We start from the raw sequence: 13,767 nt of genomic DNA, 5'->3' as shown, positions 1-13,767 counted from the left end.
GCAACGGGCTGTCGCAACAGCGAAGTTCTGGCCGCAAGCCAGTCTTCACACTTTCAATGTAAGCAAGGTAAGGAGTCTCGTATGAAGCGTTTCTGGAAAACACTATGTGCCCTGGCACTGGCCGGTATGGCCACTTTCTCGGCACAAGCAGAGGAAAAAACCATTTCTATGGGGACACTGTCCTGGGAGGACCTCACACCCATCACCGGCATCACCAAGAAGGCGTTGGAGGACCAGGGCTACACCGTCAAGGTCACCACCTTCGCCGAATGGGGCATTGCCTATGCGGCTCTGGCCAAGGGTGACATCCAGATGCTGGCCTCGCAGACAGATTACGCAGCCCACGATTTCTGGGACAAAAATAAGGCCCGATTGGAGAAAATTTCTCCGGTATCGCACGGTTTGTACCAGGCTTTCGTTGTGCCCAAGTACGTGCCCATCGACTCCATTGAGCAGCTTAATGCCAATGCCGCCAAGTTCGGCGGCAAGATCATTGGCATCGAACCAGGCTCGGGTCTGATGCGGGATGCCACCAGTGCCGTTAGCAAATACAGCCTCAAGCTCAAGTTGGTGGAAGGCAGTACGGCAGCCATGACGGCAGCCCTGAAATCGGCCATCGACCGCAAAGAGTGGATCGTTGCCACGCTGTGGGACCCCTCCTGGATGATGCAGAAGTTTGACGTGAAGTTCTTGCGTGACCCCAAAGGCGTTTTTCCCCCGGCCCAGGGCTACTACTGGATTGGCCAAAAGGGTTTCTCCGCCAGCTACCCCCGTGCCCGTGAAGTGATTTCCAGCGTCTATGTACCGTTGCCAGCCATCACCGAGATCAACGGTGCCGTCAAAGATGGCAAGACCATGGATGTCGCCGTGAAAGACTGGACCGATGCCAACGCCGACCTGATGAAACGTTGGAAAAACATCAAGGCGGAATAAGCCGGAGATACCGCCAAGGTATTTCCCAATGAAACGGTCGCAGCGGCTGGCACAAGCAGCCAGTCGATGCCGCCAGAGCGGTAAATGGGGCAATCATGATGAAGCAAGACACCGGCGTGGATGAAGTACTGATCGACTGTCGATCAATGTGGAAGATATTCGGGGACAAAGCACCCCAGGCCCTGCAGGCGATTGAGGCACGGGGGTTGACGAAGACCCAGGTGCTGCAGGAATTTGACTGCGTGGTCGGCGTATCCAACGTCAACCTGCAGGTGCGCAAGGGTGAGATCTTTTGCATCATGGGCTTGTCGGGCAGCGGCAAATCCACGCTGATCCGGATGCTCAACAGGCTCATTGATCCGAGTGGCGGCTCTATCCGCATCAAGAACCAGAACCTGATGGACATGAACGCCAAGGAGCTGCGCGCCATGCGTGCCAAGCACATTGGCATGGTGTTCCAGAGCGTGGCTCTGCTACCGCAACGCACCGTGCTGGAGAACACGGCATTCGGCCTGGAGGTGCAAGGCGTAGCACAGGCCGAACGGCTCAAGGTGGCCGAAAGGGCGCTGGCCAAGGTAGGACTCTCCGACTGGGCGAACCGCTATCCGGGCCAGCTCTCGGGCGGCATGCAGCAGCGTGTGGGTCTGGCCCGAGCCCTAGCGGCCGACCCTGACATCATTTTGATGGACGAGCCCTTTAGCGCGCTCGATCCACTGATTCGACGCCAGTTGCAAGACGAGTTCCGGCAACTGAGCAAAGAGCTGGGCAAGTCGGCAGTCTTCATCACCCACGATCTGGAAGAGGCCATCCGCATTGGCGACCGCATCGCCATCATGAAAGACGGCGTGATCGTGCAAACCGGTACCGCTGAAGACATCGTGATGCACCCCGCCAACGACTACGTGCGTGAATTTGTGGGTGGCATCTCGCCCTTGCACCTGGTCAAGGCCCACTCGGTGGTCTGCCCGGTCGCACAGTACCAGGCCACACATCCGCAGGTAGACATTGCGCAGCTACCGCGCGCCAGCAGCGAGGCCGATCTGGATGCCCTTATCTCCCTCATGCTGGTGGCCAAGGACGCAGCCATTGCCGTCACCCAGGGGGATGGCATTCTGGGCATCGTGACTGTACAGACCCTGTTGATGGGTTTCAAGGGCGCTGCAGCGCAGCCTGAACCAGAACCACAGGCAAAGGCGGGCTGAATGGACACCGAACAATTCGCCGCCGACTTCGATGCCCGTGTCGAGGCCGCGCTGGCCCACCTAAGTGACAACGCGGGCAACATCTTCAACACCGCACGCAGCGGTCTGGAGGGCCTCTACCACGCCATCAACTGGGCGCTGTCCACCCCGCCTTTTTACCTGGTCTGCGCACTCATCCTGGCCCTGGGCTGGTGGCTGGTGGGCCTGGGCTTTGGCGTGCTGGCCGGCGTTGGCATGTTGGCCTGTGCCGCCATGGGCCTGTGGTCGGTCACCATGGACACACTGGCTCTGGTGTTGGCCGCTACCACGCTGGCTTTGGTGTTTGCCATTCCGGCGGGGGTGATTGCAGGATTCTTTCCCGCACTCGACAGGCTGGTGGAACCACTTCTCGACATGGTGCAGACCCTGCCACCGTACATTTACCTCCTGCCTGCCATTGCGTTGATGGGCTACGGGCCGGCCACGGCGCTGGTGGCCACCGTCATCGTGGCGATTCCGCCCGCCTTCAAGCTGACCTCGCTGGGCATCCGCCGCACACCCCATGCGTTCATCGAGTTGGGGCAGGCCACCGGCACCACCACGTTGCAAATGTTCTTCAAGATCCGCTTGCCGTTTGCGGTGCCCAGCATCATGGCGGGCATCAACCAAAGCCTGATGATGGCGTTTGGCATGGTAGTGATCGCGGGCATCGTAGGCTCGGGCGGCCTGGGCGAGACCATCTACGGCGCCATTCGCACCCTCAATATCGCGCAGTCCATCGACGCTACGGTGGCGATTGTCATCCTCACCATGGTGTTGGACCGCATGACCCAAAGCGCCGCCAAAACCCGCACTGGGAGCACCCAATGACCCCTTTCACTTTTTCGCCAGGTGCACTGGTGGCCCCGGCTGTCGATTGGCTCAACCGCAATCTGCACCCTGTGTTCTTGTTGATCAGCCAGGTGCTTGAAGCCGTGCTTGACAGCCTGGAGGCCGGACTGCTGGCCGTGCCTGCCTACGGGATGATCGCTACCGTGACGGTGGTTGTGGCGGTCTTGCTCCACGGGCGCACCGCTTTGATGTGCCTGGCAACGCTGGGCTTTTGTGTGTTGACCAACCTGTGGACCGGTGCAATGCAAACCTTGGCCTTGGTGACCGTGTCGGTGTGCATTTCGGTAGTAGTGGCCTTTCCGCTGGGCGTGCTGGCATCGCGCAGCAAGCGGCTGGAGGCCGCCGTCCGTCCCGTGCTCGACATCATGCAGACCGTGCCGCCATGGGTCTACCTGATACCGGCGGTGATCTTCTTCAGCCTGGGCCGTGTCCCGGCCTTGATCGCTACCGTGGTCTACGGCATTCCGCCCATGCTCCGGCTTACCACCCTGGCCTTCAAGCAAGTGCCCCGCGAACTGATCGAGCTGGGCCAAGCACTGGGTGCCACCCGCAACACCATTCTGTTCAAGATTGAGATCCCGGCTGCCAAGCCCACGATTCTGCTCGGCCTGAACCAGTGCATTCTGATGTCCCTGGGCATGGTGGTGCTGGCGGGGCTGGTGGGAGCGGGTGGTCTGGGGGCCGAAGTGACCCGTGGGCTGACGCGCATGGACATGGGCCTGGGCCTGCGCTCGGGGCTGTGTATCGTGGCCGTAGCGCTGCTGCTGGACCGTTTGTCGCGGGCTGCCTTGCAGGGCAAACGCAATACCAAGGGCGCGAGAAAATGAACGGCGCGGCCCGGGCCACGCTGTCGGTGGGGTTTGTGCTGTGTCCCAGTTTTACCTTGGTGGCGCTGTCTGCCTTTCTGGATGCCTTGCGGCTGGCCGCCGACGACGGCGACCGTAGCCGCCCCATCCACTGCAGCTGGACCATTCTTAGCCACGACATGCGGCCCATCCGCTCCAGCGCGGGCATCGAGGTCATGCCCACCGCCGAGATTGTGGACCCCGCCCATTTCGACTACGTGGTGGTGGTGGGCGGGTTGACCAATGGCCCACCTTGCCCGCAGCCCCTACAGGAATTTTTGCTACGAGCCGACGGATTGGGGGTGCCGTTGGTGGGCTTGTGTACGGGGTCCTTTGTACTGGCCCGGCTCGGGCTGATGCAGGGCCGCAGGTGCTGTGTCAGCTGGTTCCACCACGAGGCTTTTGTGGCCGAGTTTCCGGACATTGCCGCCACATCGGCGGAGCTGTTCGTGGTGGACCACCAGCGCATCACCTGCGCCGGTGGCACCAGCGTCGTGCACGCGGCTTCGCACCTCATCGCCTTGCACTTCGGCAGCGGCCAGGCTCAGAAAGCGCTGCGCATCCTGATCGAAGACCAGCCTTTGCCCGCCACCACACCGCAGCCGTTATCGCTGCCCACACCAGGCAAGATCGACGCGCGGGTGCGCAAAGCCGTGCTGCTGATTGAGCAGTCATGCGACCAGCCTCTGACCATCGATGCCATTGCCGAGCGCATTCACCTGAGTGCGCGGCAGATCGAACGCCTGTTTCTGCGCGACCTGGGCATGACGCCCGCAGTCTTTGGCGAGAAGTTCCGCCTGGCCCGGGCCAGGCAGTTGCTGCGCACCGCCACCGAGCCGCTGTATGCCGTGGCGCTGAAGTGCGGCTACAAAAACCAGTCGCATTTCGCCAGCCGGTTTCGGGCCGAGTTTGGGGTCACACCATCCAGCGTACGCGGGCAAAGCAGCGGGGTTTCTAGCCAAGTCTGAACGGCATGCGGATGTCGGAGACGGCACACACATTGTCGTGATCTGCATGACCTGAAAAGCGCCTGGCAACGACGATTGCCAGGCGCTTTGTTCCATCTGATTCACCCAAGGAAACCCGCCATGTTCAGCTATAGCACACAGTCTCTCCAAGCCACCGACCCGGCCCTGTGGTCCATCATCCAGCAAGAGCACCGCCGCCAGGAGCAGCATATCGAGCTGATTGCCAGCGAGAACTACACCTCGCCTGCCGTGATGACGGCGCAGGGCAGCCAGCTCACCAACAAATATGCCGAGGGTTATCCGGGCCGCCGCTACTACGGAGGCTGCGAGTTTGTGGACCAGGCGGAGCAACTGGCGATTGACCGGGTCAAGCAATTGTTTGGGGCCGACCAACATGGTTGGGCCGCCAACGTGCAGCCGCATTCGGGCGCACAGGCCAACGAGGCCGTGTTCATGGCCTTCATGCAGCCGGGCGATACCTTCATGGGCATGAACCTGGCCGAGGGCGGCCACCTGTCGCACGGCATGGCGCTGAACATGAGCGGCAAGTGGTTCAACGTAGTGAGCTACGGCCTGAACGCACAGGAAGAAATCGACTACGACGCGATGGAGCGCAAGGCCCATGAATGCCGCCCCAAAATCATCATCGCCGGTGCCTCGGCGTATGCCCTGCGGATCGATTTCGAGCGATTCGCCAAGGTTGCCAAAGACGTGGGGGCGCTGCTGATGGTGGACATGGCGCACTACGCTGGCCTGATCGCTGCGGGCGAGTACCCCAACCCGATCCCCCATGCCGACATTGTCACCAGCACCACGCACAAGAGCCTGCGTGGCCCTCGTGGCGGCATTATTTTGATGAAGCCAGAACACGAGAAGGCGATCAACAGCGCCATCTTTCCCGGCCTGCAAGGCGGGCCGCTGATGCATGTGATTGCAGCCAAGGCCGTGGCATTCCACGAAGCCCTGGCACCCGAATTCAAAGCCTACCAGCAGCAGGTGGTGAAGAACGCCGTCGCACTAGCCGAAACGCTGGTGCAACGCGGCCTGCGCATTGTCTCGGGCCGCACCGAGAGCCATGTGATGCTGGTGGACCTGCGCGCCAAGGGCATGACGGGCAAGGCTGCCGAAGCCCTGCTGGGCCGTGCCCACATTACTGTCAACAAGAACGCCATTCCCAACGACCCCGAAAAGCCGATGGTGACCAGCGGCATACGCCTGGGCTCTCCGGCCATGACCACACGCGGCTACAAGGGAGCAGAGGCGCAGCAGGTGGGCCACTTGATTGCCGACCTGCTCGACCACCCGGAAGACGAGCGCGTGGTTTCCCGCGTGCGCGCCGCCGTGGCGGATTTGACCGCCGCCTTCCCGGTCTACCGCTGAACCACCGGCCTGACCCATGGCACTCAGCACTTTCGACCTGTTCAAAATCGGCATCGGTCCGAGCAGCTCACACACCGTGGGCCCGATGCGCGCCGCACATTTGTTTGCGCAGTCGCTGCAATCCGGTGGGCTACTCCCTGCCGTGCATGCCGTGCGCTGCGAACTGTATGGTTCGCTGGGGGCCACCGGCAAGGGGCACGGCAGCGACAAAGCCGTACTGCTGGGCCTGGAGGGGGAAGAACCCGACCACATCGACCCCGACACCATTTCGCCGCGCCTGCAAACCGTACGTGACACGCAGACCCTCAAGCTGCTGGGCATCCACGCGATTGCCTTCAACGAGCGTGAGTGCCTGAAGATGCTGCGCAGGCCCTTGCCGTTCCATCCCAATGGCATGCGGCTGTACGCATTCGATGCACAGGGCGAGACCTTGCTGGAAAAGACCTACTTCTCGGTGGGTGGTGGCTTCATCATCAGCCAGGCCGAGGCGGGCCAACCCCTGCTGGTGCCCGATACCCAGGCATTTCCCTACCCCTTCACCACGGGCGATGAATTGCTGCAACGCTGCCGCGACAGCGGTATGGGTATTGCGCAGGTGATGTGGCACAACGAGCTGGTATGGCGCGATGCGGCAGCGGTGCGCTCGGGTCTGCTGCATATCTGGAACACCATGCAGGCCTGTGTGCGCCGGGGCATCGCCACCGAAGGCATGTTGCCGGGCGGCTTCCAGGTCAAGCGGCGCGCCGCCGATCTGCACCGCAACCTGACGGCCCACCCCGAAGCCGCGCTGAAAGACCCGCTGCAGGTGATGGACTGGATCAACCTGTACGCACTGGCCGTGAACGAAGAAAACGCCGCAGGCGGGCGGGTGGTGACGGCTCCCACCAATGGCGCGGCGGGCATCGTGCCGGCGGTACTGCACTACTACAGCCGCTTCGTACCTGGTGCGAACGACCAGGGCGTGATCGACTTCCTGCTGACCGCCGCCGCCATCGGCATCCTCTACAAAGAGAACGCCTCCATCTCGGGGGCCGAAGTCGGCTGCCAGGGCGAGGTGGGCGTGGCCTGCTCCATGGCGGCCGGGGCCTTGGCCCAGGTCATGGGCGGCACACCCGAGCAGGTGGAAAACGCGGCCGAGATCGGCATGGAACACCACCTGGGCCTCACCTGCGACCCCATCGGCGGGCTGGTGCAGATCCCGTGCATCGAGCGCAATGCGATTGCCTCGGTCAAGGCCATCAACGCCGCACGCATGGCGCTGCGGGGCGATGGCACCCACATCGTCAGTCTGGACAAGGTCATCCGAACCATGCGGCAAACCGGTGCCGACATGATGACCAAATACAAGGAGACCTCTCGTGGAGGTCTTGCCGTCAACATCATCGAGTGCTGAGCCAAGGAACACACACATGCAAAAATTTTCCATCTGGTCATTGCTGCGCAACAGCATGTCCTACCACGAAGGCTGGCAGAAGCAGTGGCGCTCACCCGAGCCCCAGCGCGAATACGACGTGGTCATCATCGGCGCGGGCGGCCATGGCCTGGCCACCGCCTACTACCTGGCCAAGGAGCACGGCGTGCGCAATATCGCCGTGATCGAACGTGGCTACCTGGGCGGCGGCAACACCGCGCGCAACACCACCATCGTGCGCTCCAACTACCTGTGGGACGAGTCCACCGCGCTGTACGAGAAGTCGATGAAACTCTGGGAAGGCCTGTCGCAGGACCTGAACTACAACGTCATGTTCAGCCAGCGCGGCGTACTCAACCTGGGCCATTCGCTGCAGGACATGCGCGACATCGAGCGCCGCGTCAATGCCAACCGACTCAACGGGGTGGACGGCGAAGTCGTCACCCCCGCGCAGATCAAGGAGATGATTCCGTTCATCAACCTGAACACGCGCTACCCGGTGCTGGGCGCTTCATTGCAGCGCCGGGGCGGTGTGGCCCGCCACGATGCGGTGGCCTGGGGCTTTGCCCGGGCGGCCGATGCGCATGGTGTCGATCTGATCCAGAACTGCGAGGTCACGGGCATCCGCCGCGAAGGTGGGCAGGTGGTGGGGGTGGACACGGTCAAAGGTTTCATCAAGGCCAAGAAGGTGGCCATCGTGGCCGCCGGGCACTCCAGCGTGGTGGCCAGCATGGCCGACATCCGCCTGCCGATCGAGAGCAAGCCCTTGCAGGCACTGGTGTCCGAGCCGCTCAAGCCCATCTTCCCGAACGTGGTGATGAGCAACGCCATCCACGCCTACATCAGCCAGTCCGACAAGGGCGATCTGGTGATTGGCGCGGGGGTGGACCAGTACAACGGCTACGGTCAGCGCGGCAGCTACCACACCATCGAGCACACCTTGCAGGCCATCGTGGAGATGTTCCCTTTGTTCTCGCGGGTCCGCATGAACCGGCAGTGGGGCGGCATCGTCGATGTTTCGCCCGACGCCTGCCCCATCATGGGTCTGACCCCGGTCAAGGGCCTCTACATCAACTGTGGTTGGGGAACCGGCGGCTTCAAGGCCACGCCCGGCTCCGGCTGGGCCATGGCCTACACCATTGCCCAGGACCGCCCGCATGCGCTCAACGAAGCGCTATCCCTGGACCGCTTCTACAACGGCCACCTGATCGACGAACACGGCGCTGCAGGCGTCGCCCACTGAGGAAACACACCCATGTTGCAAATCGACTGCCCCTGGTGCGGCACACGCGCCGAAATTGAATTTACCTGTGGCGGGGAGGGCGGCATCGTGCGCCCCCTGGCCACCGACACCCTGAGCGACACCCAATGGGGCGACTACGTCTTCATGCGCAAGAACCCCAAGGGCCTGCACCATGAGCAGTGGCGACACAGCAGCGGCTGCGGGCGCTGGTTCAATGCGCTGCGCCATACCGTGAGTTACCGCTTTGAGGCCACTTGGAAGATCAGCGAACCCGTACCCGCCGCAGCCGCGGCCCATGTGTCGACCGGAGCTGCCCAATGAACGCCCGCCTGTCCACCGGTGGCCGGATCGACCGCCAACGCATCCTGAACTTCCGCTTCAACGGCAACGCCTACCAGGGCCTAGAGGGCGACACCCTGGCCTCGGCTCTGCTGGCCAACGGTGTCAGCATGGTGGCCCGCAGCTGGAAGTACCACCGCCCACGGGGCGTTCTGTCCGCCGGGGTGGAAGAGCCCAATGCGCTGGTGCAGTTGTTTGACGGTGAACGCACCGTGCCCAATGCCCGCATGACCGAGGTGGCGCTGGTGGAGGGTCTGAGCGCCCGCTCCATCCATGCCCGCCCCAGTATCCAATTCGACACCGGCGCAGTGAACGGCTGGTTCTCGCGCCTGATCCCGGCGGGGTTTTATTACAAGACCTTCATGGCCTCGCAAGCGGCCTGGCACTTCTTTGAAAAACACATCCGCGCCTCCAGCGGTCTGGGCACGTCTCCCACCGAGGGTGACCCTGACCGCTACGCAAAATGCTTTGCCCACTGCGACGTACTGGTGGTGGGCGCGGGCATTGCAGGCCTGACGGCGGCGCTGACGGCTGGGCGCACCGGGGCGCGTGTGCTGCTGTGCGATGAGCAGTCCGAACCCGGCGGCTGGCTGCTGTCCAGCGATACGCTGATCGACCACATTCCCGCTGCGCAGTGGGTGGCCCAGGCACTGGCCGAGCTGGCCACATTGCCCGAAGTCACGGTGCTGCCCCGCACCACCGCCTTTGGTTACCACGACCACGACCTGGTGACCCTGGCCGAGCGCCGGGGCGACCACCTGCCCACCGCCCAGGCCCCGGTGTTCCGCGAACGGCTGTGGCGCGTGCGGGCCAAGCAGGTGGTGCTGGCCACGGGCGCACACGAGCGCCCGCTGGTGTTTGGCAACAACGACCTGCCAGGCGTGATGCTGGCCGGTGCCGTATCCACCTATGTGCGCCGCTACGCCGTGCTGCCGGGCCGCCAGGCGGTACTGTTCACCAACAACGACGCGGGCTATGACGCGGCACTGGCATTGGCAGCCGCGGGCGCTACGGTCCAGGTGGTTGATGCCCGCACGTCTCCCACCGGTACGCTGGGCCAGCGCGCCCGGAGCCAAGGCATTGCGGTGTTGACCGGCCATCTCGTCACCGAAGCCCGTGGCGGCAAACGCGTCAGTAGCGTATGGGTACAGCCCATCGATGCGCAAGACCGGCTGACCGGTACCCCGCGCGCGCTGGCCTGTGACCTGGTCGCAGTGTCGGGTGGCTTCAGCCCGGTGATCCACCTGCAGTGCCAGGCGGGCAGCAAAGCCGCGTGGAACGATGGCCAGGCGGCCTTTCTACCCGGCACGCCCGCGCAGGCTGAGCATTCGGCTGGTGCCTGTGGCGGCATGCTGTCCCTGAAAGAATGCGCGCAGGATGGCGCAGCTGCAGGCAGTCTGGCGGTGCAAAAGCTCGGCCTGCCGCCTTCGGCCCCCATTGTTCCCCTGGTGGCCGCCATCGATAGTGGCAACATTCGCCCCCTGTGGCTGGTGCCGCATGCCCGCAAGGTGAGTCGGGCACCCAAGCAGTTTGTCGATTTGCAAAACGACGTGGCCGCGTCCGACATCCATTTGGCGGTGCGCGAAGGGTTTGAGTCGATCGAACACGTGAAGCGCTACACCGCCATGGGCTTTGGCACCGACCAGGGCAAGACCGGCAACATCAACGGCATGGGCATCGCGGCCCAGGTGCTGGGGAAGACCATCCCCCAGGTGGGCACCACCACCTTCCGCCCCAACTACACCCCGGTCACCTTTGGCACCGTGGCTGGGCTGGAGCTGGGCGATGCCTTTGACCCGATCCGCACCACCGCCATGCACGACTGGCACGTGCAGCAGGGGGCGCTGTTCGAGGACGTGGGCCAGTGGAAGCGCCCCTGGTACTACCCGCGCAGGGGCGAAGATCTGCATGCCGCCGTGGCGCGCGAGACGCTGGCGGTGCGCAACGGCGTGGGCACGCTGGACGGCTCCACCCTGGGCAAGATTGACATCCAAGGCCCGGACGCGAGCGTGCTGCTGAACTGGGTCTACAGCAACGCCTGGTCCAAGCTGGACATAGGCAAATGCCGCTACGGCCTGATGCTCGATGAAAACGGCATGGTATTCGACGACGGCGTCACCGTGCGCCTGGCCGAAAACCACTACCTGATGCACACCACCTCGGGCGGTGCAGCCCGTGTACTGGCCTGGATGGAGCGCTGGCTGCAAACCGAATGGCCCCACCTCAAGGTCTATCTGACCAGCGCCACCGACCACTGGTCCACCTCCATCGTGGCCGGCCCCAAGAGCCGCGCCGTGCTGCAGAAGATCTGTCCCGACGTGGACTTTGACGACGCCGCGTTTCCCTTCATGTCGTACCGCGAAGGCACGGTGGCAGACCTGCCAGCGCGCATCATGCGCATCAGCTTCTCGGGCGAACGCTGCTACGAAGTCAACGTGGCCGCCGAAGACGGCCTGCGGGTCTGGTCGGCGATCCACGCTGCCGGGGCCGAGTTCGGCATCACCCCGTACGGCACCGAAACCATGCACGTGTTGCGCGCTGAAAAGGGCTACATCATCATCGGCCAGGACACCGATGGCTCCGTCACCCCCGGCGACCTCGGCATGGGTGGCCTGGTCACCAAGACCAAGGACTGCCTGGGCAAGCGCTCGCTGTCCCGCGAGGACACGGCGCGTGCCGACCGCAAGCAGCTCGTGGGGCTGCTGCCCGACGACCCCTCCTGTGTGCTTAGCGAAGGCGCGCAAATCCTCAACCACGCGCCGGTGGCCGCCATCGCGCCTATGGTGGGCCACGTGACATCGAGCTACATGAGCCCGACGCTGCAACGCTCCATCGCCATGGCCCTGGTCAAGGGCGGCGCCAGCCGCATGGGCGAACGCGTGTTCGTCTCCATGCAAGGTGGCCGCACCGCCACCGCCACCATTGCCAGCCCAGTCTTCTTCGACCCCAAAGCGGAGCGCCAAAATGCGTGAATCTTCCCCAACCCTTGGCCGCCCAGCGCCCAACCGCTCCGTCACCGAACAGGCCTTGCTGGCCGGCTGGCGCACCGGCCTGTCCATCGTCAACCTGCGCGGCAACGGCGAAGACCCACTGTTTTGCGCTGCGGTGTCCCAGGCGCTGGGGCTGGAACTGCCAGTGCGTCCGTGCACCAGCCATGCCAATGCCGCGCACCGGCTGGTCTGGGTCGGGCCGGACGACTGGTTTGTGATCGGCCCCAAAGGCCAGGCTGCCGCCATTGCTTCGCTGCTGCGCCAGGCCCTGGTGGGCCAGCACCATGCCGTCACCGATGTCAGCAGCGGCTACACCGTGCTGCAGCTCAGCGGCACACCGGTGCGGCAGGTGCTGGCACAGGGCTGCCCACTGGACCTGCACCCCCGGCAGTTCGGGCCGGGCTCCAGCGCGGGCTCGTTGTTCTTCAAGGCATCCGTCTGGCTGTGGCAGACCGACGACGTGCCCGTCTACGAAATGCTGGTGCGTAGCAGCTTCAAAGGCTACGTCTGGCTGATGCTGGAGCGTACCACCCAGGCCTGCGGGCTGGTCACCCACCGCTTCCCATGAGTCTCCCCATGCAGACTCTGAAACCCACGCCTACACCCGATGCCGGCCGCTATGTGCTGACCCTCTCCGTGGCCAGCGACCGGGGCCAGGTGGCTGCCCTGGTGGCCCTGCTGGAGCGGCATGGTGCCTATATCGAAGAATTCGCCGTGTTCGACGACAGCCTGGTGTCGCGCTTCTACATCCGCATCGTGTTTCGCCTGGATGTTTCCGAAATCGAGGTATTGCGGCATGCCTTTCATACGCTAGTGGCTAGCTTCGCCGACGGCCAGGGGGCGTTGCATGCCATGAGCCGTCCCACGCGGGTGCTGATCATGGTGTCCAAGGCCGACCACTGCCTGCGTGACCTGTTGGCCCAGTGGCGCCGCAAGGAGCTGAACATGGACATCGTGGCCGTGGTGTCCAACCACGCCGACCTAGGCTCCTTGGCCGAAGCAGAAGGCATTCCTTTTCACCACCTGCCCATCACCCCCACTACCAAGCCGCAGCAGGAGGCCGCGCTGCTCCAACGCATCACGCAATACAGCGCTGAACTGGTGGTGCTGGCGCGCTACATGCAAGTTTTGTCGGAGGAGCTGTGCCACGCCCTGGCCGGTCGGGTCATCAACATCCACCACTCCTTCCTGCCCGGCTTCAAGGGCGCACGTCCTTACGAGCAAGCACATGCCCGCGGTGTCAAGCTGATCGGTGCCACTGCCCACTTTGCCACCAGCGACCTGGACGAAGGCCCCATCATCGAGCAGGCATTGGAGCGCGTAGACCACGCCTTCAGTCCCGAGCAACTGCTCAGCACCGGGCGCAATGTCGAATGCCTGGCTCTGGGCCGTGCGCTGCGCTATGTGCTGGAGCACCGGGTGTTCATCAACGGCTTGCGCACGGTGGTGTTGAGGTAAGAGTTTTCTCGGACCTACGAATGGAGGGGGTCTCAGAGTTCTCTGCCGAGGTCTGTGATTGCAACCCGCTCTAGTTGCATTTGTCTCAGACTTCAGCTTGTAGACGCAGCACATAAAGCAGCGCTTTT

Annotated in this window: 12 protein-coding genes; all 12 read left to right on the top strand. The window is 63.5% G+C overall.

Annotated elements, in window-relative coordinates:
* Positions 1-81 precede the first annotated feature (81 nt).
* The 12 genes from AC097O_RS02880 (at position 82) to AC097O_RS02825 (ending at position 13,639) form a co-directional block, all read left to right on the top strand.
* On the top strand, positions 82-933 hold the full coding sequence (locus AC097O_RS02880) for a glycine betaine ABC transporter substrate-binding protein (RefSeq protein ID WP_479591379.1): 852 nt from the start codon (positions 82-84) through the stop codon (positions 931-933).
* A gap of 98 nt (positions 934-1,031) precedes the next feature.
* Positions 1,032-2,135, top strand: coding sequence for a quaternary amine ABC transporter ATP-binding protein (locus AC097O_RS02875; protein WP_479591378.1), 1,104 nt, complete (start codon positions 1,032-1,034; stop codon positions 2,133-2,135).
* Entirely contained in the window at positions 2,136-2,984 is an 849-nt protein-coding gene (locus AC097O_RS02870) for an ABC transporter permease (RefSeq protein WP_479591377.1), read from the top strand.
* Complete coding sequence (locus AC097O_RS02865; protein ID WP_479591376.1) at positions 2,981-3,832, top strand: ABC transporter permease; 852 nt, start codon at positions 2,981-2,983, stop codon at positions 3,830-3,832. The genes AC097O_RS02870 and AC097O_RS02865 overlap by 4 nt, the downstream gene beginning before the upstream one ends.
* Entirely contained in the window at positions 3,829-4,818 is a 990-nt protein-coding gene (locus tag AC097O_RS02860) for a GlxA family transcriptional regulator (RefSeq protein WP_479591375.1), read from the top strand. The genes AC097O_RS02865 and AC097O_RS02860 overlap by 4 nt, the downstream gene beginning before the upstream one ends.
* A 120-nt stretch (positions 4,819-4,938) precedes the next feature.
* Complete coding sequence (glyA, locus tag AC097O_RS02855; protein ID WP_479591374.1) at positions 4,939-6,198, top strand: serine hydroxymethyltransferase; 1,260 nt, start codon at positions 4,939-4,941, stop codon at positions 6,196-6,198.
* 16 nt (positions 6,199-6,214) lie between these two features.
* Positions 6,215-7,591 (top strand): L-serine ammonia-lyase, encoded by a 1,377-nt coding sequence (locus AC097O_RS02850; protein WP_479591373.1) that lies wholly within the window; start codon positions 6,215-6,217, stop codon positions 7,589-7,591.
* Between the two features lie 16 nt (positions 7,592-7,607).
* Positions 7,608-8,852: a sarcosine oxidase subunit beta family protein gene (locus AC097O_RS02845; protein ID WP_479591372.1), complete on the top strand. Its 1,245-nt coding sequence runs from the start codon at positions 7,608-7,610 to the stop codon at positions 8,850-8,852.
* 12 nt (positions 8,853-8,864) lie between these two features.
* On the top strand, positions 8,865-9,173 hold the full coding sequence (locus AC097O_RS02840; protein ID WP_479591371.1) for a sarcosine oxidase subunit delta: 309 nt from the start codon (positions 8,865-8,867) through the stop codon (positions 9,171-9,173).
* Positions 9,170-12,163 (top strand): sarcosine oxidase subunit alpha family protein, encoded by a 2,994-nt coding sequence (locus AC097O_RS02835; protein ID WP_479591370.1) that lies wholly within the window; start codon positions 9,170-9,172, stop codon positions 12,161-12,163. Before AC097O_RS02840 ends, AC097O_RS02835 begins: the two co-directional genes overlap by 4 nt.
* A complete protein-coding gene (locus tag AC097O_RS02830) occupies positions 12,156-12,749 on the top strand; it encodes a sarcosine oxidase subunit gamma (protein ID WP_479591369.1) in 594 nt (197 codons plus the stop codon). The genes AC097O_RS02835 and AC097O_RS02830 overlap by 8 nt, the downstream gene beginning before the upstream one ends.
* A gap of 8 nt (positions 12,750-12,757) precedes the next feature.
* Positions 12,758-13,639 (top strand): formyltetrahydrofolate deformylase, encoded by an 882-nt coding sequence (locus AC097O_RS02825; protein ID WP_479591368.1) that lies wholly within the window; start codon positions 12,758-12,760, stop codon positions 13,637-13,639.
* The last annotated feature ends 128 nt before the right edge of the window (positions 13,640-13,767 follow it).

The sequence above is a fragment of the Rhodoferax sp. LS1P39 genome, assembly GCF_056521425.1.
Note: the sequence above shows the minus strand (reverse complement) of the source record. Positions and strands in the feature narration are given on the sequence as shown.